Origin of the sequence: Micromonospora sp. NPDC049107, assembly GCF_040648595.1 — a bacterium.
In the GTDB taxonomy this organism is placed as follows: domain Bacteria; phylum Actinomycetota; class Actinomycetes; order Mycobacteriales; family Micromonosporaceae; genus Micromonospora.
In genome coordinates, this window is sequence record NZ_JBEZEC010000005.1 from 438,612 (window position 1) to 461,000 (window position 22,389).

At 72.3% G+C, this 22,389-nt stretch carries 19 protein-coding genes; 3 read left to right on the forward strand and 16 right to left on the reverse strand.

The annotated features are described in order from the left end of the window. Nucleotides 1-57: 57 nt before the first annotated feature. Nucleotides 58-1,794, forward strand: coding sequence for a metallophosphoesterase (locus AB0B55_RS15730; RefSeq protein WP_357172014.1), 1,737 nt, complete (start codon nucleotides 58-60; stop codon nucleotides 1,792-1,794). Between the two features lie 118 nt (nucleotides 1,795-1,912). On the opposite strand, the gene ricT is transcribed toward AB0B55_RS15730, so the two are convergent. The 6 genes from ricT to tmk form a co-directional block, all read right to left on the reverse strand. Further along, nucleotides 1,913-2,752 carry a regulatory iron-sulfur-containing complex subunit RicT gene (gene ricT / locus AB0B55_RS15735; protein ID WP_357123709.1) on the reverse strand — a complete coding sequence of 280 codons (840 nt, stop codon included), beginning with the start codon at nucleotides 2,750-2,752 and terminating at the stop codon, nucleotides 1,913-1,915. Nucleotides 2,753-3,285: 533 nt separating this feature from the next. Next, on the reverse strand, nucleotides 3,286-3,966 hold the full coding sequence (locus AB0B55_RS15740) for a hypothetical protein (RefSeq protein ID WP_357172015.1): 681 nt from the start codon (nucleotides 3,964-3,966) through the stop codon (nucleotides 3,286-3,288). Next, nucleotides 3,966-4,271 (reverse strand): hypothetical protein, encoded by a 306-nt coding sequence (locus tag AB0B55_RS15745; RefSeq protein ID WP_357123703.1) that lies wholly within the window; start codon nucleotides 4,269-4,271, stop codon nucleotides 3,966-3,968. The genes AB0B55_RS15740 and AB0B55_RS15745 overlap by 1 nt, the downstream gene beginning before the upstream one ends. A gap of 1 nt (nucleotide 4,272) precedes the next feature. Beyond that, on the reverse strand, nucleotides 4,273-4,602 hold the full coding sequence (locus tag AB0B55_RS15750; RefSeq protein WP_355049259.1) for a YbaB/EbfC family nucleoid-associated protein: 330 nt from the start codon (nucleotides 4,600-4,602) through the stop codon (nucleotides 4,273-4,275). Between the two features lie 122 nt (nucleotides 4,603-4,724). Next, nucleotides 4,725-5,975: a DNA polymerase III subunit delta' gene (locus AB0B55_RS15755; RefSeq protein WP_357172016.1), complete on the reverse strand. Its 1,251-nt coding sequence runs from the start codon at nucleotides 5,973-5,975 to the stop codon at nucleotides 4,725-4,727. Then, a complete protein-coding gene (gene tmk, locus AB0B55_RS15760; RefSeq protein ID WP_357172038.1) occupies nucleotides 5,975-8,065 on the reverse strand; it encodes a dTMP kinase in 2,091 nt (696 codons plus the stop codon). The genes AB0B55_RS15755 and tmk overlap by 1 nt, the downstream gene beginning before the upstream one ends. A gap of 317 nt (nucleotides 8,066-8,382) precedes the next feature. Between tmk and AB0B55_RS15765 the strand changes: the two genes are divergently transcribed. Further along, a complete protein-coding gene (locus AB0B55_RS15765; RefSeq protein WP_357172017.1) occupies nucleotides 8,383-9,588 on the forward strand; it encodes an amino acid deaminase/aldolase in 1,206 nt (401 codons plus the stop codon). 17 nt (nucleotides 9,589-9,605) lie between these two features. On the opposite strand, the gene AB0B55_RS15770 is transcribed toward AB0B55_RS15765, so the two are convergent. Further along, entirely contained in the window at nucleotides 9,606-10,196 is a 591-nt protein-coding gene (locus AB0B55_RS15770) for a TetR/AcrR family transcriptional regulator (protein ID WP_357124646.1), read from the reverse strand. 226 nt (nucleotides 10,197-10,422) lie between these two features. On the opposite strand from AB0B55_RS15770, the gene AB0B55_RS15775 reads away from it, so the two are divergent. Beyond that, complete coding sequence (locus AB0B55_RS15775; protein ID WP_357123694.1) at nucleotides 10,423-11,739, forward strand: D-arabinono-1,4-lactone oxidase; 1,317 nt, start codon at nucleotides 10,423-10,425, stop codon at nucleotides 11,737-11,739. Between the two features lie 16 nt (nucleotides 11,740-11,755). Here the strand turns inward: AB0B55_RS15775 and AB0B55_RS15780 are convergent, their stop codons facing one another. The 9 genes from AB0B55_RS15780 to AB0B55_RS15820 all read right to left on the reverse strand — a co-directional run bounded on the left by AB0B55_RS15780 (nucleotide 11,756) and on the right by AB0B55_RS15820 (nucleotide 22,128). Continuing rightward, nucleotides 11,756-12,217, reverse strand: a complete 462-nt coding sequence (locus tag AB0B55_RS15780) for a zinc-binding dehydrogenase (protein WP_357123691.1) — start codon at nucleotides 12,215-12,217, stop codon at nucleotides 11,756-11,758. Continuing rightward, nucleotides 12,214-12,732 (reverse strand): alcohol dehydrogenase catalytic domain-containing protein, encoded by a 519-nt coding sequence (locus tag AB0B55_RS15785; RefSeq protein ID WP_357123688.1) that lies wholly within the window; start codon nucleotides 12,730-12,732, stop codon nucleotides 12,214-12,216. The genes AB0B55_RS15780 and AB0B55_RS15785 overlap by 4 nt, the downstream gene beginning before the upstream one ends. Then, complete coding sequence (locus tag AB0B55_RS15790) at nucleotides 12,732-13,031, reverse strand: antibiotic biosynthesis monooxygenase (protein WP_357123685.1); 300 nt, start codon at nucleotides 13,029-13,031, stop codon at nucleotides 12,732-12,734. The genes AB0B55_RS15785 and AB0B55_RS15790 overlap by 1 nt, the downstream gene beginning before the upstream one ends. Before the next feature lie 5 nt (nucleotides 13,032-13,036). Next, nucleotides 13,037-13,663, reverse strand: a complete 627-nt coding sequence (locus AB0B55_RS15795) for a TetR/AcrR family transcriptional regulator (RefSeq protein WP_357123682.1) — start codon at nucleotides 13,661-13,663, stop codon at nucleotides 13,037-13,039. Between the two features lie 108 nt (nucleotides 13,664-13,771). After that, a complete protein-coding gene (locus AB0B55_RS15800; RefSeq protein WP_357123679.1) occupies nucleotides 13,772-14,998 on the reverse strand; it encodes a CapA family protein in 1,227 nt (408 codons plus the stop codon). Nucleotides 14,999-15,078: 80 nt separating this feature from the next. Next, nucleotides 15,079-17,931, reverse strand: coding sequence for a type I DNA topoisomerase (gene topA / locus AB0B55_RS15805; RefSeq protein ID WP_357123676.1), 2,853 nt, complete (start codon nucleotides 17,929-17,931; stop codon nucleotides 15,079-15,081). Between the two features lie 476 nt (nucleotides 17,932-18,407). After that, complete coding sequence (locus AB0B55_RS15810) at nucleotides 18,408-19,148, reverse strand: hypothetical protein (RefSeq protein ID WP_357172018.1); 741 nt, start codon at nucleotides 19,146-19,148, stop codon at nucleotides 18,408-18,410. After that, a complete protein-coding gene (locus AB0B55_RS15815) occupies nucleotides 19,139-19,678 on the reverse strand; it encodes a hypothetical protein (RefSeq protein ID WP_357123670.1) in 540 nt (179 codons plus the stop codon). Before AB0B55_RS15815 ends, AB0B55_RS15810 begins: the two co-directional genes overlap by 10 nt. A 101-nt stretch (nucleotides 19,679-19,779) precedes the next feature. After that, nucleotides 19,780-22,128, reverse strand: a complete 2,349-nt coding sequence (locus AB0B55_RS15820; protein WP_357123667.1) for a sodium-translocating pyrophosphatase — start codon at nucleotides 22,126-22,128, stop codon at nucleotides 19,780-19,782. Nucleotides 22,129-22,389 lie beyond the last annotated feature (261 nt).

Consider the following 22,389-nt stretch of genomic DNA (forward strand, 5'->3'; position numbering starts at 1 on the left):
GCCATCCGGCCAATTACCAGACAGCAGCGCACGCAGACCGGTACTACGCTGCGGCGGGTGACTGACGAACGCGACGATCACCAGGCACCGGCGGACGCGCAACCCGACGGAGAGCCGGCTCCTCGCCGCCCACGCTCCACCGACCCGCTGGAACTGGGCTTCACCCCTCGCAAGCCGGTGCCGTGGCTGGCGCCGTTCCTGTTGATCAGCACCGGCATCCGGACGTTGCTGGCGATCCTCTTCGGCGCGTACCTCGACAAGCGCGAGTTGCAGAACGCCTTCGGCGACGACATCTTCCGCCAGGCCGGGCCGGACGGTGGGCTCTGGCTCGACTACGTGGCCGACCTCGGCGACGGCTTCCACGCCACCTACTCCGTCGCGTACCTGCTGGCGCAGCCGGAGCTGACCGTGGACGGGCACCGGCTGCCCCGGGCGCGGACCCTGGTGATGGGCGGCGACCAGGTCTACCCGTCGGCGGCCTACGCCGAGTACGAGAACCGATGCAAGGGTCCCTACCAGGCGGCGCTGCCGGCGACGCCGCCCGACCGTCCCACCCTGTTCGCGGTGCCGGGAAACCACGATTGGTACGACGGCCTGACCGCCTTCCTGCGGCTGTTCGTCCGCTCCCGGGACCGTAACTTCGCCGGCTGGCGCACCGGGCAGTCACGGTCGTACTTCGCGGTGGAGTTGCCGGCCGGCTGGTGGCTGCTCGGCGTGGACGACCAGTCCGGCTCGTACCTCGACGATCCGCAGTTGGCCTACTTCGACGAGGTGGCCCGGCGGCTCACCCCGGAGTCAAAGGTGATCATCGCGACGCCGTCGCCGACGTGGGTCAAGGCCGCCGACGACCCGACGGCGTACGACTCGGTCGACTACTTCGTACGGACAATCATCGACCCGACCGGTGCCCGGGTGCGGCTGCTGCTCTCCGGCGACCTGCACCACTACGCCCGCTATGCCGGGCACGACCGGCAGTTGATCACCTGCGGCGGTGGTGGGGCTTATCTGTACCCCACGCACAAGCTGCCCGAGCGCCTCGAGGTACCACCGCGCGACACGCTGGCCCGGCGGGCCAGCCGCACCCAGCCGTACGACCTGGTGGCCCGCTACCCAGACGCGGCCCGCTCGCGCCGCTACGGCTGGGGCATCTTCGGCCGACTACCGTTCCGCAACCCGGGCTTCGCGACCCTGCTGGGCACCCTGCACACCCTGCTGATGCTTGCCATGGCGGGCGCGACGGCCAACTGGGGCGACAGCAGCGACCAACGGCTGTTCAGCGTTCCGCTGGTGCTGATGGTGCTGGTGACGGTGATCGCGGCGATCCTGTTCGCCAAGCCGCCCAGCGCCAGCGGCAAGCGGCACGCCCGGCACTGGCTCCTCGGCGTCGGCCACGGTGTGGCCCATGTGGCGCTGGCCGCCGGCGGCACCTGGGTCTGGTTGGCGCTGCCGTTCTACGACTGGCCATGGCCGCTGCCGGCGGTCGCCGCCGTGGTGGTGTACGGCCCGGTCATCGGGCTGGTGGCGAGTCAGCTGGTCGCAGCGTATCTGCTGGTGGCAGGCGCCTTCGGGGTGAACGTCAACGAACTGTTCGCCGGCCAGGGCATCGAGGACTCCAAGTCGTTCCTGCGGCTGCGCATCGACCCGGACGGCACGCTGACCGTCTACGCCATCGGCGTCGACCGGGTGTCCCGAGACTGGCAGGTCAACCCCGACCAGTCCCCCACCGCAAGCTGGCTGACCCCCAAAACCCCCCTAACCCCCCACCTAACCGAACCCCCCGTAGTCCTCACCTGACCGGACCACTAGTTGATCAAGAGGTTTGCGTCATCCGGAGCCCGAATTTTGACGCGAACCTCTTGATCAACGCGGGCTGGCGGGGTGGGGGTGAGGGGTGAGGGGTGGGGGTGGGGTTTTAGGGGGTGTAGTGCTGGTCGTGGGCTTGGCGGGGGGCGCAGACGGAGGCGCGGGAGCAGGAGCAGCGGGAGCCGTCCGCGTCGAGGCGTACGGTCACCGCGTCGCGGGGCACGCTGTGGCCGACCACTCGACCACTGCCCTCGGGCGTCGTCACCCGACTGCCGACGGCGGGCGCGGTCTCCTGGAAGCGCTGGTACAGCGGATGTTCGTACTTGAGGCAACACATCAGTCGACCGCAGGCTCCCGAGATCCGCAGCGGGTTGAGCGGCAGGTCCTGGTCCTTGGCCATCCGGATGGTCACCGGCTCGAAGTCGGTGAGGAACGTCGCGCAGCACAGGTCACGACCGCATGAGCCGATGCCGCCCTGGACCCGAGCCGAGTCGCGCGCCGAGAGCTGGCGCAGCTCGACCCGGCAGTGCAGGGTGGCGCCGAGGTCGCGGACCAGTGACCGGAAGTCCACCCGGTGCGGCGCGGTGAAGTAGACCGTGCTGCGCTCGCCGCCGCCGTCGGCGGAGCCGAGCACATGGTCGACGGCCACCACCTTCATCGGCAGGCCGTGCGCGCGGATCAGCCGTTTGGCCGCCACCTTCGCCTCGGCCTTACGACGGCGCAGCGCCTCGTCACGGCGCAGGTCGTCGTCGCCGGCCAACCCCACCAGCCGGGGGAAGCCGTCGGTCTCCTCGCTCACCCACTGGGCGGCCCAGACGCACTCGGCGACCTCGGGTCCGTCGTCGGTCGGCACGAGCACCCGGTCGCCAACCTGGGGGCGCAGCTCGCCCGGGTCCAGGTAGTAGAGCCGCCCGTACCGGTTGAAGCTGACCGCGCAGAGCATGCCCATCCCCCCACCCTACGACGGATCACCGCGGAGAACGCGGCGGGCGATACCTCCATCTCCATCCATGACCGTCGACTCGACCGATTGCCGGGCCACCCGTCGTGCCGATGATCCTCGCCCGGACGGTTGAATCCGTGCCCGGGAAGGGGACAAACGCTGCCGGACAGCGTTGAGTGGAGGCAGACCTGCGGGGGGTGCAGGGGGAAGACCACGGCGTCGCCGTGCGCGCCGGCTCTGCTCTGGCGCCCGCGAGCGACGCCGTGGCCTGCCCGCGAACCACCACCACCGGCCCGAAGCAACGGCGTGGCCCGCGCGGGAACCACCACCACCGGCCCCGAGCGACGCCGTGGCCTGCCCGCGAACCACCACCACCGGCCCGAAGCAACGGCGTGGCCCGCGCGGGAACCACCACCACCGGCCCCGGAGCAACGCCGTGGCCGATAGCCGCGGACCGACACATCTGGGCCTGAGCAACGCCACGAGCCGACCCGCAAACCAACGACCACGACCAGGCCTGGGAGCGGGCGGGGGTACTGCTACCAGCCGACCCTGGTGTGCTGGTCGTAGCGGGCGCGCTCCTGAGTCGGCGACCGCCAGGTGGACTCGGCCAGGCTCGGCGCCCACTGGCGCAGGAGTGTCTCGGCGCCGTCGTACGCGACGCAGAGCACCGCCAGCACCCGCGCGGCGATCTCGGCGGCGTCGGCGACGCCCGGCCCGACCGGCGTCAGGCGGTTCGGGGGGCCGGCGGCGGTGGCGGCGACCACGGCCACCGCCTCGGCCGAGCGCAGCAGGTCGGCCAGCGTGCGGGCGAGGGCGAGACGGCTGCCCTCCACCCAGTCGGCGAGCGCGTCCGCGTACCCGGCGGTGGATTCCATCCGCCCGACCAGGCTCTCCGGCCCTTCGTCCAGGTGGCGCAGCAGCGCGGCACGCTCCTGCCCGTACGCCGAGGCGGCCGGCCCGGACCAGAGCACGGGGTCGGTGAGCGCGGCGCCGACGTCGTCGTACCCCCGGACGAGCCGGCGCACGGCGTGCCCGGCGCTGACGAGCGGCGCCGGGTGCAGGTCGAGGAAGCCTCGGACGGCGTCGCCGGGCAGCACCTGCATCCGGCGGAGCAGGGGCCACACCCGGTGCCCTTCGGGAACACCGGCCGCGAGCAACGCGTCCACCCGGCGCAGCAGGTTGAGGCCGGGTTCGGCGAGCCGGTCCAGTGGGTCCATCACGGCTCTCCGGTGATCCGGCGGCGGGCGGCGCGGTCGACCTCGGCGTACCGGTCGGCGGCCTCGCGGACGGCCGCGGCGGCGGCGGCGAGGCGGCCGGCGGCGGCTCGGGCCTCGCGGGCCCGGTCGTCGGTGGCGGCGGCCCACTGTCGATGCAGCGCGCGACCGATCTCGCCGGGGCGGCCCGGGGCGTCCGCGCCGAACGCGGCCTGGGCCGGATCACTGGCGGTGACGGTGTGGGACAGGGTGGTGAGCGTGGCGCTCGCCTCGTCGAGCCGGGCGGAGAGCGCGCGCAGCGTGTCCATGTCAGGCCCCCGCGAGCGGTCGGTAGGCGGCGAACGTCTCGTTGTGCAGCTTCTCCCGGGCCCACTCGGCCGCGTCCGCCGCCGCGGTGACCGCGGCCTGCACCGAGCCGGCCACGTCGCGCGGGCTGCGGGCGTGCAGTGGCCCCAGGAACCGGACGTCGGTGATGCGGCCGGCGGCGGTGACCACCACCTCGACCAACCCGTCCGGCGAACGGACGGTGACCTCGACCGTCGACACGGCCTGGTCGAACTCGGCCTGCAACGACTCGATACGGCGGTAGCGCCGCACCGCCTCCTCGATCCAGGCCTCGTCGATCTCCCCCCGCGGCATCGGCGACTCCTCCCGGATGGATCATCACTTAGCGTGCCGCCACCGTCACCACGGCACACCGGACCGTACCGCACAGCAATCGCACGTGTCGATGGCTGTGGACAACCGGCGGGAGCTGCTGGTCAACCCTTCCAGAGGGCGAGCATCATCGCCTCGACGGCGATGCGCGGCTTGACGTTCGCGTCGATCGCCGCACGGCAGGCGAGCACGGCCTCCAGCCGGCGCAGCGACCCCTCGGCGTCCCACTTCTGGGCCCCGGCGCCGGCGAGCGCGGCGGTGTCGGTGTGCACCGGGTCGACCGGTGCGCGCAGCGCCATGGTGAGCGCGTCACGGTAGAAGCCGGCCAGGTCGACGAGCGCCCGGTCCAGCGCGTCGCGCTGGGCGCGGGTGGCCCGTGACTTCTGCCGCTTCTCCAGTTCCTTGAGCTGCCCGGCGGCACCCCGGATCGCGCCGGCCGCGCCCCGGCCGGTGCCGCCCGCGCCGAGCGCCGTCTGCAGTGCCGCCCGTTCGGCCACGTCGGCCTCGGCGACCGACGCCTCGGCCTCCGCCTCGGCAGCCTCGATCAGCGCGGACGCCGCGTCGAACGCCGCGCCCACGCCGGTCAGCCGGCGCGGCACGGCGAGCACCGCCGCACGCCGCTTGCGGGCCTCCGGGTCGCGGGCCAGCCGGCGGGCCCGACCCACGTGCCCCTGCGCGGCCGCCGCCGCCCACTGCGCCACGTCGGGCGCGATGCCGTCCCGGCGGACCAGCACCTCGGCCACCGCGGTGGCCGGCGGCTGACGCAGGGGTACGACCCGACAGCGCGACCGGATGGTCACCGAGATGTCGTCCGGGTGGGTGGACGGGGCGCAGAGCAGGAAGACCGTCCGCGGTGGCGGCTCCTCGATGGCCTTGAGCAGGGCGTTACCGGCTGCCTCGGTGAGCCGGTCGGCATCCTCGATCACCACCACCTGCCAGCGCCCGCCGGACGGGGTGCTGGCCGCGCGGAGCACCAGCGCGCGCATCTCACCGACGCCGATGGAGAGCCCTTCCGGCACCACCAGCCGGACGTCGGCGTTGGTCCCGCCCATCGTGGTGTGGCAGCCGGGGCACTCGCCGCAACCGGTGCCGTACGCACACTGCAGGGCCGCGGCGAAGGCGCGCGCGGCGACCGAGCGACCGGACCCGGGTGGCCCGGTGAAGATCCAGGCGTGGGTCATCCCGGTGCCCGGGTCGGGGGTGCCGGCACCCGCGTCGGCCTCGCCCGCCGCGACGAGCGCGGGCGTCCGGTCGGTCGCGGCGGCGCGCAGCACGGCCGCCGCCGCTGCGGCGGCGCGGCGCAGCTCGGTCACCGCCTCGTCCTGACCGACCAGGTCGGCGAAGACGTCCGGCATCAGGTCTTGTGCTCCATCGTCACCAGCTCCGCGTCGGATAACTCAGGCTGCACCGAGGTGTCCGGGCCCTGCGCGGGTCGCGGGTGCACGATGCCGCCGGGCTTGCCGAGCATCTCCTCGACGCGCCGGACCACCAGCCGGGTGATCTCGCCGACCGGCCGGGACGCGTCGAGCACCAGGTAGCGCTTCGGGTCGGCGGCGGCGAGGTCGAGGAAGGCGTAGCGGACGCGCTCGTGAAAGGCGATCGACTCGGCCTCGAGCCGGTCGGCCGCACCGCTGCGCGAGGCGACCCGGGACAGGCCGGTGCGCGGCTCGACGTCGAGCAGCACCACGAGGTCGGGCTTGAGGCCGCCGGTGGCCCAGGAGGAGAGCCAGGAGACCTCATCGACCGGGAGCGTGCGCCCGGCACCCTGGTACGCGAGCGACGAGTCGACGTACCGGTCGCTGATCACCACGTCACCGCGGATGAGCGCGGGCCGGACCACGGAGGCCACGTGGTGCGCCCGGTCGGCGGCGTAGAGCAGCGCCTCGGCGCGCGGGGACGGCGCCTCGTCGCCGGAGGTCTCCAGCACCAGCGACCGGATCCGCCGGCCGACGCCGGTCGCCCCCGGTTCGCGGGTCACCAGCACGTCGCGCCCGTCGGTGCGCAGCCGCTCGGCGAGCGCGGCGAGTTGGGTGGACTTGCCGGCACCCTCGCCGCCCTCGAACACCACGAACAGCCCGGCCGAGACGAACGGCTCCGCCGGCGTCAGCGGACGGCCCCGGATCGAGCCCCAGAGGTCGGCGAGGACCGGGACGCCCTTCTTGTCGTCCATCTGGCCGAAGGCGCTGATGCCGGCGAAGATGCCGGCGGCGCCGGCCGCGAGCAGCAGCAGTCGGGTGGACGAGACGGAGATGCCGAGGTCGGCGATCTCCAGCTTGCGCGAGCCACCGACGCCGACCAACACGCTGCTCAGCCCGATGGCCAGGATCAGCACCAGTCGGGTGCCGATCTGCACCACCGCGAACACCCGGCCGCGCACCTCGTCGGCCACCTCACCGCCCAGCAGCGTGGTGCCGGCCAGGAAGGCCATGCCCGCGCCCGCGCCGACCAGCACCGCGCCGACGATCGCCATGGACAGGTGGATGGCGAAGGCGAGGGTCATCACGGCGGCGCTGGCCAGCACGATGCTCATGCCGAACCAGCGACGCCGGGACATCTCCTTGACGACCATCGGGCCGAGCCCGATGCCGAGCGCCAGACCGACGAAGATCGCGCCGAAGAGCAGCGAGAACGCGGCATCGCCGGCACCCAGTGAGTTGGCGAAGAACTTGGCCGTGCCGACCACGATGCCGCCGCCGGCGAACGCGCCGAAGATGCCCAGCACCAGGCCGCGGACGAGCGGGGTCTGGCCGATGAATTTCCAGCCCTCGGAGAACTGCCGGAACATGCTCTGCTCGGAACGCCCCGCCTCGCCGCGCTGCGCCTCGCTGATCTCCTTGATCCCGAACGCCACCACCAACGCGGTGGCGAGCCGGGAGAAGGCGTTGAACCAGAGTGCGAGTTGAGCCGGTTCGGCCCAGGAGGGTAGATCGCCGCCCACAGCGCCTCTGACACCACGGTCCAGCACTGCGAGGCCGATGGCCGCGGCCACCGGGGTGAGGCCGTACGTGGTGATCAACGTGAGCTGGTTGGCCGCCTCCAGGCGGGCCCGTGGGATCAGGTTGGGGACCGCGGCCTCCTTGGCCGGGATCCAGAGCAGGGTGAGCGACTCGATCAGGAAGGTGGCGATCAGCGCCCAGCCGACCACCAGGCCGCCGGCGGCCCCGCTGAGGGCGTAGAGCGGAATGGAGGCGAAGAGCACGAAGCGCAGCAGGTCGCAGATGACCATCGTCCAACGCCTGTCGAACCGGTCGGCGAAGACGCCGGCCACCGGGCCGAGCACCAGCGCGGGCAGTAGTCGGATCGCGGTGACCCCGCCGAACGCGGCGCCCTGGGCGGTGCTGCCCTGCACCTGCGAGGCGGCGAAGAGGGCGGTGGCGAGCAAGCCGAGCCAGTCACCGAAGGAGGCCGCGCCGAGCACGATCCAGAGCCGGCGGAACGGCCTGATTCGCAGTACCGAGCGGATCGCGGCATAGCCGGACGCGTCGACCTGACCACCGCTGGACTGGTTGGCGGCGCTGCCCGACTGGTCACCCGCGCGCGACACGCCGGGCGACTCGCCGCTGTTCTGGCTTTCGATGGCCGTACCTCCACGTGCCGGCCCATCGCTGGGCACCCCCGGTGGAACACTCTAGACCCGGTGGGGGCCGCCCCACCGGCGACATTCTCCTGCTCGCTGAGCCTAGGCCGCCGACGGCATCGACCGCAGCCCGGGACGTATGCGAGGGTGTTTCGCATTCATCGTCGGACAGTTAGCGTGCACACGTGGCCATCGAAAGCGACAAACTGCGCGAGCGCCTGGACCGGGCGACCGCCCATCTCGACCCCCCGTACGCCGTGGTGGATCTCACCGCCTACGACGCGAACGCGGCGGCCCTTGCCGACCGCGCCGCCGGCAAGCCGATCCGGCTGGCCAGCAAGTCGGTGCGCAGCCGGGACCTGATCGGCCGGGCGCTCAGCCGGCCCGGTTGGCAGGGGGTCATGGCGTTCACCCTCCCCGAGGCGATCTGGCTGGTCCGGGCCGGTCTGAGCGACGACGTGCTGGTGGCGTACCCGAGCGCCGACCGGGCGGCCCTCACCGAGCTGGCCGCCGACCCGACACTCGCCGCCGCGATCACCCTCATGATCGACGGCACCGGCCAGCTCGACTTCGTCGACGCCGTCCGCGCCCCGGGGCAACGCGCCGAGCTGCGGCTCTGCCTCGACCTGGACGCCTCCTGGCGACCACTGCGTGGCGTGCACGTCGGCGTCCGCCGCTCGCCGGTGCACAGCGCCCGGGCGGCCGGCGCGCTCGCCGCCACCGTCGCCGGCCGCGCCGGCTTCCGGCTGGTCGGGCTCATGTCGTACGAGGCGCAGATCGCCGGCCTGGGCGACGCGCCGCCGGGGCGGACGCTGCTGGCGGGCGCGATCAGGCTGGCCCAGCGCGGCTCCTACCGCGAGTTGCTGGCCCGCCGTGGCGCCGCGGTGGCGGCGGTACGCGAACACGCCGACCTGGAGTTCGTCAACGGCGGCGGCACCGGCAGCGTGGCCGCGACCAGCGCCGATCCCGCGGTCACCGAGGTCACCGCGGGATCGGGCCTGTACGGGCCGACGCTGTTCGACGCGTACCGCGCCTGGCGGCCCACCCCGGCGGCGTTCTTCGCCTGCGCGGTGGTCCGCCGACCGACGCCGGAGTTGGCGACCGTGCTCGGCGGCGGTTGGATCGCCTCCGGCCAGGCGGCCGACAGCCGGCTGCCCCGACCGTGGCTGCCGGCCGGCCTGAAGCTCGTCGGCACCGAGGGCGCCGGCGAGGTGCAAACCCCTCTCGCCGGCGCGGCGGCGGCCACCCTGCAGGTCGGCGACCGGGTGTGGTTCCGGCACGCCAAGGCAGGTGAGCTGTGCGAACGGGTCAACGAGCTGCACCTCGTCGAGGGGGACGCGGTCGTGGCGACCGTGCCCACCTACCGGGGCGAGGGCCACGCGTTCCTCTAGGTGTTCGCGCCGCCAGGTCAGGCGGACTGGGCGGCCTCGGCGCGCTGCTCGCTCTCGCATCCGTCGACCTGGCGGTGCAGGTACTCCCGGATCAGCGCCTTCGCCTCAAGCAGGACCCGCTCGTCGCCGTCGGACTTGCGCCGGAACGCGAGCTTGATCAGCGCGTCGGCGGCCTCCACGGCGATCTCCAGGACGAAGCGCAGCTTCGGCACGTCGGTCAGACCGAAGCGCTCGGTGAGCACCCGCGCCAACTGGTCGGCGATGACGCCGTTGTTGTCACGCTGCTCGTCGAGCAGGTGCAGGTCGACCACGTCGCCGAAGTGCAGGGTACGGAAGCCGGGGACGGTGCGGTGCATCGTGATGTACTCGTCGATTCCCGCGTCGACGCCGTCCCACCAGTGGGTCATCTCGTCGGAGGCGAAGCGCTCGTCGAGCCGCTGCAGGTAGGACTCCATCGTGCGCAGGGTCAACGCCTGCACGATCGCCCGCTTGTCCGGGAAGAACTGGTAGACCGACCCGATCGCCACTTCGGCGCGCTCCGCGAGCAGGGTCGTGGTCAGCCCCTCGTACCCCACCTCGTCGACGAGCTCGGCGCAGGCGTCCAACATGCGCTGAACCCGCGCGACACTTCGACCCTGCACCGGTACGCGGCGCAGCGGCCCGGTCGTGGCGGCTGGTGTGGACACTCGGCGCCACCCCCCTTCGACGGATGAACATATCTCCACGTCACGAGTCCGTGACTACCGGTACAACGAGCGGACCGCAATTGCGGTATTTACCAGGGACAACGTTCCTGATATGAAGTCAGTTCATATTCATGAATGAGGAGCGCGCATGGTCGGCACCGCACCGCTCACCGCCGGATGGTCCAACTGGGCCGGCAACCAGCGTGGCAGCGCCACCGCGATCCTGCGCCCCGGCTCGCCGGACGAGGTGGCAGAAGCCGTTCGGGACGCCGCCGCCGCCGGAGGCCGGATCCGCGTCGCGGGCAGCGGCCACTCGTTCACCGCCGTCGCCCTCGCCGACGACCGGCGGATGGAGTTGTCCGAGCTGGAGACCGGTGTCAGCGTGGACGTCGCGCGCCGACTGGTCACCGTACCGGCGGGAATGCCCCTGCACGCGCTCAACGGACTGCTCGCCCGGCACGGCCTCGCGCTGCCCAACCTGGGCGACATCGACGCGCAGACCATCGCCGGCGCCATCTCCACCGGCACCCACGGTACCGGCGCCGGCTACGGCTGCCTCTCCACCTTCGTCGAGGCCCTCACCCTGGTCACCGGCACGGGCGAGGTGCTGCGCTGCTCCGCGGACGAGCACCCCGACGTCTTCGCCGCCGCCCGGGTCTCGCTCGGCGCGCTCGGCGTCCTGGTCGAGGTGACCCTGCGCTGCGTGGACGCCTTCGTCCTGCACGCCCACGAACGCCCCGCCGCCCTCGACGACGTGCTCGGCGACCTGCCCGCGCTGATCGGCCGGCACGACCACGTCGAGTTCTACTGGTTCCCCTACACGTCCCGGGTCCAGGTGAAGGCCAACGACCGGGTACCCGTCAACGACCGGCCGCTGTCCCGCTGGCGCGGCTGGCTGGACGACGACTTCCTGTCCAACCGGGTCTTCGCCGGGGCCTGCCGCCTCGGCCGGGCCGTGCCCGCCCTGGCACCCGGCATCAGCGCCGTCTCCGCCCGCGCGCTCACCGAACGGCGGTACACCGGACGCTCCGACCGGGTGTTCTGCACCCCGCGCCGGGTCCGCTTCGTCGAGATGGAGTACGGCCTCCCCCGCGCGGCGCTACCGGAGGCGCTCACCGCGCTGCGACGGATCGTGGACGGACTCCCGTTCAAGATCCTCTTCCCGGTTGAGGTGCGCTTCACCGCCGCCGACAACATCTGGCTGTCCCACGGCTACGACCGGGACAACGCGTACGTCGCCGTACACCAGTACGTCGGCATGCCGTACGAGCCGTACTTCCAGGCGTTCGAGAAGGTCGCCGCCGCACTCGGCGGTCGCCCGCACTGGGGCAAGCTGCACTACCGCGACGCGGCGTCCCTCGCCGGGGCGTACCCCCGTTTCGCCGACTTCCAGGCCGTCCGCGACCGCCTGGACCCGCACCGCGTCTTCGCCAGCCCGCACCTGACCCACATCCTGGGCGCGTGAGGGCGGCGTCCGCCCGTCAGAGGTCCAGGACGACCCGGCCCCGGGCGCCGCGCTCGACCAACTCGTGGGCCTCGGCGATCTGTGCCAGCGGCAACCGGGCGGCGATCGGATAGCGCAGATCACCGGCGACGAGCGCGGCCGTCAGGTCGGTCGCGGCGGCCTCGTTCGCCGACTCGGGGAAGTCGTCGTTGCTGAGGAACCGGACCGTGATGTTCTGAAAGCCCAGCGGCCAGTACGGGATGGCGGGTTCGGCGGCCACGGTCGCGTAGGTCGCGATGACGCCGCCGACGCGGAGGATCTCCAGGTTGGTCGCCAGGTTGGCGTCGAAGGCGAGTTCGGCCACCCGGTCGACAGGTTCCCCGCCGGTGCGGTCGAGGATCCGGGCGGCGACGTCGCCGCCGGCGGTGTCGACCGCGTGGTGCGCGCCCGCGATCAGCGCCTGTTCAACCTGGTCGGGCGTTCGAACCGTCGCGATCACGGTGGCGTCGCCCCGGCGGGCCACCGCCAGCGCGGCCCGTCGACCGCGCCGAGGGCACCGGTGACGAGGACTCGCTGCCCACGCACGGGACCGTCGGCGAAGATCGCCCGATGGGCCGTGATGCCCGGGATACCGAGCCCGGCCGCCTGCTCGTCCGGCACGTCGGCGGGCAGCGGCACGGCGTGCCGGGCCGGCACCACCGTGTACTCGGCGGCGGTGCCGAACGGGCGGTACGACTGGGCGAGATACACCCAGACCCGCTCACCGACCCGTGCCGGATCGACACCCGGCCCGACGGCGTCGATCACCCCGGCGCCGTCACCGTGTGGGACCACCCGGGGGAACGACATGGCGGACCCCCACCAGCCCTGCCGTTTGCCCAGGTCACCCACGTGGATTCCGGAGACCGACACCCGGACCCGGACCTCGCCGGCACCCGGCGAGGGATCGGGCAACTCGCCGACCTGCAGAACCTCGCGGGCCGGGCCCTGCCGGTCGTACCAGGCTGCGCGCATCACGCACCCACCGGATCGGTCGTGGTGCCCTCCTCGGAGCTGACCACCTCGTCGATCAGGGCGAAGAACGCCTGGATGCCGGGCCGGTTCCCGCCCCGACGCCGGGACTCGGCGAAGTCTTCGGGCGAGGCCCAGAAGACGATGTCCAGCCACTGTCCGGCATCGAGTCGGATCAGCCGTGCGCCGAGGAAGCCGGCACGGTCGGCCTGGAAGTCGTCAAGCATCGCGGGCCGTGCGGCCAGCAGGGCATCGGCGCGCTCCGCGGCCACACGGAAGCGGGTGATCTCGACGGTGGTCATCGTCCTCAATCCGTTCGGGTACGGGAAGCCGCGTCCCGGACGCCCAGCATCAGCCTGAGCTGGGTGAGCAGGACGTCACGGAAGGTCTCGGGTGACGGCGTGGCATGGTGCTGGACGCGCGAGACGATCAGACCGGCCAGAGCCGCGAGCAGGAAGTCCGTCACCGCGTCGGCGTCGTGGGTCAGCGTGAACGCCCCCCGCTCGGCGCCCTCGCGCACCGCGGCCAGGAAGGGCGCCCGGTAACGCGCCAGCACCTTGGCGCTGTGGTCGCGGAGTTCGTCGTCGCGCATCGCGGATCGCCAGAACTCGACCAGGATCCGTCGGGCGCTCTCCGAGTTGTGCAGGCTCCGGTCGGTCAGGGCGACCAGCCGTCGCCACGGGTCGGCCTCGGCGACCGAAACCGCGTCCAGGGCGGCGACCTCCCGGTCGGTGAACACCTGCATGGCCTCGATGATCATGTCCTCCCGCGACCCGAAGTAGGTCTGGAGGGTGCTGATCGCGACGCCGCCGGCCGCCGAGACGTCGGCGAACCGCGTGTTCTCGTATCCGCGCGATGCGAGCACGTCCATCACCGCGTCGAGAACGGCAGCCCGCTTCTCCCCGCCCGCACGCCTCGTCCGACCAACCGGCATGGCAATACGGTACGGCGGTACCGACTCAACGGGTAGGCGGGCGATCTCGGTGTGGTGCAGAGCACCCTGGTTCGAGCCGCACCCTCGGCACCTGAGGGCGGCAGCCGCTCAGCCGCCCGACGCCACCACCTGGTCCGGGCCGGCACCCAGGGCCCGGACGTAGCCGAGCACCCGCTGGTACGCCTCCCGGTAGTCGCCCCGCCGGCCTGGTGAGGTGCCCGGGTCGGCAAGCGCTGCGGTCAGGTCGACCAGCCGCAGGGCCGGCGCCAGGTCGGTCCAGGTGGGCAGTGCCTCCATCCGGGTCACCGTCCAGCGTCCCGGAGCGGTCTCGGTGAAGGTGGCCCGGGCCATCACACCCTCACGGTTGTCGTCGATCGGCGTCTCGTGCCGGGCCAGTTCGTTGCCCATGCCGAAGACCACCCACTTGTCGCCGAAGCGCTGGAACGGCTGCACCACGTGGGCGTGATGGCCCAGGATGAGGTCCACGTCGGGCGAGGAGATCAACTGCTTCGCCCACGCCCGCTGGTCGGCGTCCGGCAGGTGCTGGTACTCCGTACCCCAGTGCAGGCTGAGCACGACGATGTCGGCACCGGCGACCCGGGCCTTGTGGGCGGCGGCGAGGATCTCGGACGGCTTGATCAGGTTGGCCAGCCACGGCTTGCCCGAGGGGCGGCTCAGCCCGTTGAAGTTCAGGCTGTACGCCAGGTGGGCGACGCGGACGTCGCCGACCTGGTAGATCCGGGGCCGGGCCGCTTCGGCGGCGCTGCGGGCACTCCCGGTGTGCCCCAGCCCGGCGGCGTCGAGTGCGCGGAGTGTCCGGGCCACCCCGTCGACACCCTGGTCGAGGGTGTGGTTGGAGGCGGTTGAGCAGCCGTCGAACCCGGTGGTGCGCAGCGCGTCGAGCACCTGCGGGGGCGCGTTGAACGACGGATAGCCGGCGAACGGGCCGGCGGGATCGGCCAGTGGCGTCTCGAGGTGGCACAGCGCCAGGTCGGCGCCGCGGACCGCCGGGGCGACCCCGGCGAACATCGGGCCGAAGTCCATGCCGCCGGCACGGGCACCGTCCCGGCGCGCCTGCTCGGTCACCGCGGGATGGATCAGAACGTCACCCGCGGCGACGAGTCGCACGGTCCGCGGGTTGGCGGGATCGCGGTTCGGCCCGGCGGACGACCCGGGGGCGACGGCCTGCGGGGAAGCGCGCGACATGGTGGCGCCGGCTGGCGAGGGACTGCCCGCGTCCACCGCCCGGATGCCGACCGCGGACACGGCGAGCAGCAACGCACCGGCGGCAGCACCGACGAGCATGCGGCGGCGCGGGACAGGGACTGCGAACATTCCCTCACATTAGGCAGTCCACGCCAGAACCCCGACCCCAAATTTGGACATTTAACCCATTTGGGGCGGCGTGCTCACCGTCACTCCTCGGCAGGGCTGGCGGTGGCCTTCTTCGGGGCCGCCTTCTTCGCCGGGGTCGCCTTCCTGGCCGCCGTCGCCTTGGCGGTGGTGGTCTTCTTCGCGGCGGTGGACTTGCTGGCGGCGGCCGTCTTCTTGGTGGCCGTCGTCTTCTTCGCCGGAGCCTTCTTCGCCGGAGCTTTCTTCGCTGCGGCCTTCTTGCGCGGGGCCGGACCCTTGGCCCGCTTGTCGGCCAGCATCTCGGACGCTTCCTCGATGGTGAGCGCCTCCGGGGTCTGGCCGCGCCGCAGGGACGCGTTGACCTCGCCGTCGGTGACGTACGGGCCGAACCGCCCGTCCTTGATCACCAGCGGCTTCTCGGTCAACGGGTCGACGCCCATCTCGCGCAACGGCGGCGCGGCGGCCCGCCGGCCCCGGGTCTTCGGGGCGGCCAGCAGGGCCAACGCCTCGTCCAGGGTGACCGTGAACATCTGCTCTTCGGACTCGAGCGAGCGGAACTCCTCGCCCTGCTTCACGTACGGGCCGTAGCGACCGTTGTTGGCGAACACCTCGACGCCGTCGGGCGCGACGCCCACCGACCGGGGCAGGCTCAGCAGCCGCAGCGCCTCGTCGAGGGAGAGCGAGTCCGGCGTCTGCGAGCGCAGTAGCGAGGACTTGCGCTCCCCGCTGGAGACGTACGGGCCGAAGCGGCCGGACTTGAGCACGATCGGCTCGCCGGTGGCCGGGTCGTCGCCGAGCTTGCGCTCGCCGCTACCGCCGAGGAACAGCTCGTGCACCTTCTCCGGGGTCAGCTCGTCCGGGGCCAGGCCCTCGGGGATCGGCGCCCGGTCACCCTGGGAGCCGGCCTCCTCGCCCTCGGCCGGAGCGGCCGGCGTCTCGCCGGGAACCGCCCGCTGGAGGTACGGCCCGTACCGGCCGACCCGGACGACGACCTCCCGGCCGTCCTCGTCGGTGAAGAGCGGGATCGAGTTCACGCTGCGCGCGTCGATCTCGCTCAGGTTCTCGGTGACGAGCTTCTTGAGCCCACCCGAGCGGGCGATGTCCTGGTCACCGGCGCCGTTGGAGCTGCCGAAGTAGAACGCGGTGAGGAAGTCGACCGCGGCGTGGTCACCGCCCGCGATCTCGTCCAGCTCGTTCTCCATGCTGGCGGTGAAGTCGTAGTCGATGAGGCGTGGGTAGTGCCGCTCCATCAGGCCGATCACCGCGAAGGCCAGGAACGTGGGGATCATCGCCTGGCCGCGCTTGGTGACGTACCCCCGGTCCTGGATCGTCTGCATGATCGACGCGTAGGTGGACGGGCGACCGATGCCCAGCTCCTCCAGGGCCTTGACCAGCGACGCTTCCGTGTAGCGCGACGGCGGCTGGGTGTGGTGGCCCTGCGCGGCCAGCTCGTCGGCGGTCAGCGGCTGGTCCTTGACCAGGGTCGGCAGCCGGCGCTCGGCGTCCTCGGCCTCGGCGTTCTCGTCGTCGCTGGACTCGACGTACGCGCGCAGGAAACCCGGGTCGGTGATGGTCTTACCGGTCGCACCGAAGTCGGCCTCCTCCTGGGAGGTGGAGACCGCGCGGATGCGCACCGAGACGCTGGAACCGACGGCGTCGGTCATCTGCGAGGCGATGGTGCGCCGCCAGATCAGCTCGTAGAGCTTGAACTCCTCGGCGGACAGCTCCTTGGCCACCTCGCCCGGGGTACGGAAGTTGTCCCCCGCCGGGCGGATCGCCTCGTGCGCCTCCTGGGCGTTCTTGACCTTGCCGGTGTAGCGGCGGGGCTCCGGCGGAACGCTGCGCTCGCCGTACAGCTCGACGATCTGCCGGCGGGCCGCCGAGATGGCGGTCTCCGACAGGTTCACCGAGTCGGTACGCATATAGGTGATGTAGCCGTTCTCGTAGAGGCGCTGCGCGGTGCGCATCGTCTGCTGCGAGGACAGGCGCAGCTTGCGGGCCGCCTCCTGCTGGAGCGTCGAGGTGATGAACGGCGCGTACGGGCGGCGGCGGTAGGGCTTCTCCTCGACCCGGGTGACCGTGAACGGCCGCCCGTCGAGCCGGGCGGCCAGACCCCGGGCACCGCTCTCGTCGAGGTGGACGACGCCCGCGCCGGCCCGGACCTTGCCCGTGGTGGGCTCGAAGTCCTTACCGGTGGCGATCCGGTCGCCGTTGAGCGCGATCAGGGTGGCGTTGAAGGTACGCGGCCCCTCCCCGGCGTTCGCCACGGCGAGGGTGGCCAGGATGTCCCAGTACTCGGCGGTGCGGAACGCCATCCGCTGCCGCTCCCGCTCCACCACGATGCGGGTCGCCACGGACTGCACCCGGCCCGCCGAGAGCTTCGGCATGACCTTCTTCCACAGCACCGGGGAGACCTCGTAGCCGTAGAGGCGGTCGAGGATGCGCCGGGCCTCCTGGGCGTCGACCAGGTCGCGGTCGATCTCCCGGGGGTTGGCCACGGCGGCCTGGATCGCCGGCTTGGTGATCTCGTGGAAGACCATCCGCTTGACCGGGACCTTGGGCTTGAGGGTCTCGACCAGGTGCCAGGCGATGGCCTCGCCCTCGCGGTCCTCATCCGTCGCCAGGAAGATCTCGTCGACCTCCTTGGACAGCTTCACCAGCTTGCTGATCTGCTGCCTGCGGTCGGCCGAGACGACGTAGAGGGCGTGGAAGCCGTTGTCCACGTCCACCCCGAGGCGGGCCCAGGACTCGCCCTTGTACTTGGCCGGCACGTCGGCGGCGTTGCGCGGCAGGTCGCGGACGTGACCGAAGCTGGCCTCCACGACGTACCCCGGGCCGAGGTAGCCCGAGATCGTCTTGGCCTTCGCCGGTGACTCGACGATGACCAGACGGGTGGTTCCAGCGTTGCTCGGCACGTCTCTCCCCGACCTCACTCCTGCTCGTGGCCGGCCGGCGCCTTACGACAGCGACCGCTCTCGACCCCGCCGTGGCACCGGCGGTCCGGATGTCCAACGTAACGCGCCGTCCGCGTTTCGGGTTTCGCGGGCGGCAATCCGCTGCGGCGCGGCGGTCGAATCCCGCCCGCCGTGCTCGACACTGCCGGACGGCGCCACCGTACACCGTGGGTAGGCCTCGGAGCGGGTCACTGTGACGATGGCAGGCCCTCAACCAGCCCGTCCAACCCCAGTTGTCCAACACCAGACACCTCACCCCCGCCCCTCCCCCGCCCCTCCCACGCCCCACCCCCACCCCCCGCCCCTCCCGCTCACGTCGATCATGGGGTTGTGGTGGGCGTTTAGACCCCGAAGGAGAGGTACGTCCACCACCACAACTCCATGATCGACGCCGGTGGGCGGGGGGCGGGGGCGGGGGCGGGGGGCGGCGGGGGCGGTTAGGGCCAGGCGTCGGGCGGGGCTGCCGCGGGCGGGGCGCCGACCAGTTCGGCGAGCCGCGCCAACCGGCGTCGGCCGGTGATCCGGTACGCCGGGCCACCCTCGTCGGGGCCGAGCAGCGTGCCGGCCAGGCCGGCGGCGGCGAGAGCCGCGCCGATCGCCTCCCAGCACCGCTGGTCACCCGCGCCGAGGCGCAGCAGGAAGCCGCCGGGCGGCTCCGGCGTCCCGGCGGCGGCGAGCCACAGCCGCAGCCGCCGGCCGGTCAGGTGGAAGGCCGCCGGAGGACGCTTCACCGGGCCGTCCAGCCAGGCGACCGCGAGCGGCTTCAACAACCGGGTGTACGACGTCCGCACGGCGTGCCGCTGGTCCTCGGTCGGCTCCCAGCTCGCGGCCAGCCCGCGCAGCGCCAGTTCGGCGACGAGCACGTGCACCCGCCAGGCGGCGTCCACCCGCACCGCGAGTCGGGCGGTGCCGCCCATCCGGACGACCTCCCCCGGCCCGGCGAGCAGCCCGGCCAGATCGGCGACCGCCGGTTCGGCGGCCTCCGCGCCGAAGAAGACGAGTTGCCGTCCCGCGTCGTCGGCGCGGGTCGGCGCGGGCGTGGTCGACTCGGAGCGGTCGGAACCGCCGCGCCGCCGGCTCGGCGCCGGGTCGGCCCGCGACGGGTCGGGCTCGGGTACGGGGAACAGCGCCGGCAGCGACTGCGCGGCCGGCGTGTCACCGAGCCCGTTCAGCGACACTCGGGCACCTCGTCGAAGGCCTGTTTCAGCTCCTCGGAGTTGAGCTTGCTGGTGTCCAGCGCGCTGGCGTCGTACTCCTTGTTCAGGGTGTCGACGGCGGCCCGCACGCCGTCGTAGAAGGCGGCGGGCTCGCCGGTGCCCAACCCCTCGATGGTGTCCCGGGCGCGGCCGTAGGCGTCCCGCATCTTCTCCAGCGACCCCCGGAAGCCGGCGGAGATGGCCTCGCCGTTGTCGGTCTCCGGGACGCCGGCCTGCTCGACCTTGCGGCGCGCGGTCTCGCTGGCCTGTTCCGCGCCGCCGAAGAGCCGCACCAGGTTCTCCTTGGCCTGCGCCGGAGTGGTCTGCGCCGTCATCTGCTGATCGGTGCTGCTGGTCAACTTGCTGATCTCGGAGCGCCACGGCGTGAGTGCGCCGCAGACCGAGGCCGCCCAGGCCCGTGGGCTGGGCCCACCGCAGCCGGTGAGGACGACGACGAGCGTGGCCAGGACCACCGTGAGCTTTCCGACGGCAGACGTCCGGCACGTACGCATGCGTTGCAGCGTACGACCTTCGGCCAGGTGTGGCACCGGTCCGGATGGCCGGGGTCCCCGCCCGACGGGTGCGTCGAGCGGGGACCCCGGTGCCGCCGGTGTCAGGCGTTGACGATCTCCGGACGGTGGTCGGCGCTGCCCGCGCCGGTGTCGGAGTCGTCCATCGCGATGCCCTTGCGCTTGCTGAAGACCACCGACGCCACGATGATCAGCGTCGCGACCAGCGCGATACCAACCCGCAGGCCGACGTTGCGGTCGTCACCGACGCTGTAGGCCACCACGGCGGGGGCGATCAGCAGCGAGACCAGGTTCATCACCTTGATCAGCGGGTTGATGGCCGGGCCGGCGGTGTCCTTGAACGGGTCGCCGACGGTGTCGCCGATGACCGTGGCGGCGTGCGACTCGGAGCCCTTGCCGCCGTACGCGCCGTCCTCGACCAGCTTCTTGGCGTTGTCCCAGGCCCCACCGGAGTTGGACAGGAACACCGCCATCAGCGTGCCGGCTCCGATCGCGCCGGCCAGGTAGGAGGCGAGCGCCCCCGGGCCGAGGCCGAAGCCGACCGCGATCGGCGCCAGGATGGCGAGCAGGCCGGGGGTCATCAGCTCGCGCTGCGCGTCCCGGGTGCAGATGTCGACGACCTTGCCGTACTCCGGACGCTGGGTGCGGTCCATGATGCCGGGCAGCTCACGGAACTGCCGGCGGACCTCCATGACGACCGCGCCGGCCGAGCGGGACACCGCGTTGATCGCCAGCCCGGAGAAGAGGAAGACGACAGCCGCACCGATGATCAGTCCGACCAGGTTGCGCGGGTTGGCCACGTTCAGCGAGTTGAGGATCTCGGTGCCGACGTCGCCCACGCCGGCGTCCGCGTACGCGGTCCGCAGGGTGTCCGTGTACGAGCCGAACAGCGCGGTCGCCGCCAGCACCGCGGTGGCGATCGCGATGCCCTTGGTGATGGCCTTGGTGGTGTTGCCGACCGCGTCCAGCTCGGTGAGGATGCGCGCGCCGTGCTCGTCGATGTCGCCGGACATCTCCGCCACGCCCTGGGCGTTGTCGGAGATCGGGCCGAAGGTGTCCATGGCGACGATGACGCCGACGGTGGTGAGCAGGCCGGTGCCGGCCAGCGCCACCGCGAACAGCGACAGCGTGATGGAGCTGCCGCCGAGCAGGAACGCCCCGAAGACGCCGGCGCCGATCAGCAGCGCCGAGTAGACCGCCGACTCCAGGCCGACGCTGATGCCGGCGAGGATGACGGTGGCCGCGCCGGTCTGCGAGCTCTTGCCGATGTCCTGCACGGGCCGCTTGTTGGTCTCGGTGAAGTAGCCGGTCAGTGCCTGGATCGCGGCGGCGAGCACGATGCCGATCACCACCGCGCCGATGGCTACCAGTCGCGGGTTGCGGTCGACGTCGGTGAGGCCACCTTCCAGGTCGGCGAAGGTCGCCGGCAGGTACGCGTACGCGGCGATCGCCACCAGCACCGCGGAGATCACGGCGGAGATGTAGAAGGCCCGGTTGATCGCGGTGAGACCGTTGCGGTCGGAGGCGCGCAGCCGGGTGATGAAGACGCCGACGATGGCGACCAGCACGCCGATGGTGGAGATGATCAGCGGGAAGACCAGACCGTCCTCGCCGAAGGCGGCCCGCCCGAGGATCAGCGCGGCCACCAGCGTCACCGCGTACGACTCGAACAGGTCGGCGGCCATGCCGGCGCAGTCACCGACGTTGTCGCCCACGTTGTCGGCGATGGTGGCGGCGTTACGCGGGTCGTCCTCGGGGATGCCCTGCTCGACCTTGCCGACCAGGTCGGCGCCGACGTCGGCGGCCTTGGTGAAGATGCCGCCGCCGACCCGCATGAACATCGCCAGCAGGGCCGCGCCGAAGCCGAAGCCCTCCAGCACCGTGGGCGCGTCACCCCGGTAGACCAGGACGACCAGCGCGGCGCCGAAGAGGCCGAGGCCGACGGTGAGGAAGCCGACCACGCCGCCGGTCCGGAAGGCGATCTTCATGGCGGCTTCGCGGCCACCCTGGCGCTCCCGGGCGGCGGCGGCCACGCGCAGGTTCGCGCGGGTCGCCAGCCACATGCCGGCGCCACCGATGGACGCGCTGAACACGGCGCCCACCACGAAGAAGAGCGAGCGGCCGAGCTTCACGGCCATCTCGCTGCCGTCGGTGTCGTGCACCGGCAGCAGGAAGAGCAGCACCACGGCGACGACGACGAAGATCGCCAAGGTGCGGAACTGGCGGAGCAGGTAGGCCGAGGCGCCCTCCTGGACCGCCCCCGAGATCTCCTGCATGTTGGTGGTGCCCTTGCCGGCGGCCAGCACGGTCTTCGTCAAAGCGGCGGCGAAGACGAGCGCCACCAGCGCGATGACCGCGGCGATGACGACGTACGTGACATTGCCTCCGGTAAGGGAAAGCCCGCCGCCGTCGGCGGCCAAGGTCTCGGACATCTGTGTCCTCCTGTTACCGAACACTCGCGTCGACGGGTGGAGACGCACCGGTCGACGCCTGGATGCGGACTCGCAAGCGCGCGCCAACCCACCCCAGCGGACCAGCGATGACCACCCATACCCGCTGGCTGCGGGTTGGATCACTTGCTGACAACCCGGGTACTGTAGCCCTCCACAGTGTTCGAGGTCACACCGAGGTGGCACCGTGTCTCGATGATCTTCGTCGCTGTGTTATGAAACGAAATCTGATATAGGGCCCGA

Excerpts from the sequence above, each read along its gene's own strand:
- AB0B55_RS15785 (WP_357123688.1), bottom strand. The coding sequence starts at position 12,732 with ATGCGCGCAGCCTGGTACGACCGGCAGGGCCCGGCCCGCGAGGTTCTG.
- AB0B55_RS15745 (WP_357123703.1), bottom strand. The coding sequence starts at position 4,271 with ATGGACACGCTGCGCGCGCTCTCCGCCCGGCTCGACGAGGCGAGCGCC.
- AB0B55_RS15800 (WP_357123679.1), bottom strand. The coding sequence starts at position 14,998 with ATGTTCGCAGTCCCTGTCCCGCGCCGCCGCATGCTCGTCGGTGCTGCC.
- AB0B55_RS15740 (WP_357172015.1), bottom strand. The coding sequence starts at position 3,966 with ATGGACCCACTGGACCGGCTCGCCGAACCCGGCCTCAACCTGCTGCGC.
- AB0B55_RS15790 (WP_357123685.1), bottom strand. The coding sequence starts at position 13,031 with ATGACCACCGTCGAGATCACCCGCTTCCGTGTGGCCGCGGAGCGCGCC.
- ricT (WP_357123709.1), bottom strand. The coding sequence starts at position 2,752 with ATGGGCATGCTCTGCGCGGTCAGCTTCAACCGGTACGGGCGGCTCTAC.
- AB0B55_RS15820 (WP_357123667.1), bottom strand. The coding sequence starts at position 22,128 with ATGTCCGAGACCTTGGCCGCCGACGGCGGCGGGCTTTCCCTTACCGGA.
- AB0B55_RS15755 (WP_357172016.1), bottom strand. The coding sequence starts at position 5,975 with ATGCCGGACGTCTTCGCCGACCTGGTCGGTCAGGACGAGGCGGTGACC.
- AB0B55_RS15815 (WP_357123670.1), bottom strand. The coding sequence starts at position 19,678 with ATGCGTACGTGCCGGACGTCTGCCGTCGGAAAGCTCACGGTGGTCCTG.
- AB0B55_RS15775 (WP_357123694.1), top strand. The coding sequence starts at position 10,423 with ATGGTCGGCACCGCACCGCTCACCGCCGGATGGTCCAACTGGGCCGGC.
- AB0B55_RS15750 (WP_355049259.1), bottom strand. The coding sequence starts at position 4,602 with ATGCCGCGGGGGGAGATCGACGAGGCCTGGATCGAGGAGGCGGTGCGG.
- AB0B55_RS15795 (WP_357123682.1), bottom strand. The coding sequence starts at position 13,663 with ATGCCGGTTGGTCGGACGAGGCGTGCGGGCGGGGAGAAGCGGGCTGCC.
- AB0B55_RS15770 (WP_357124646.1), bottom strand. The coding sequence starts at position 10,196 with ATGTTGGACGCCTGCGCCGAGCTCGTCGACGAGGTGGGGTACGAGGGG.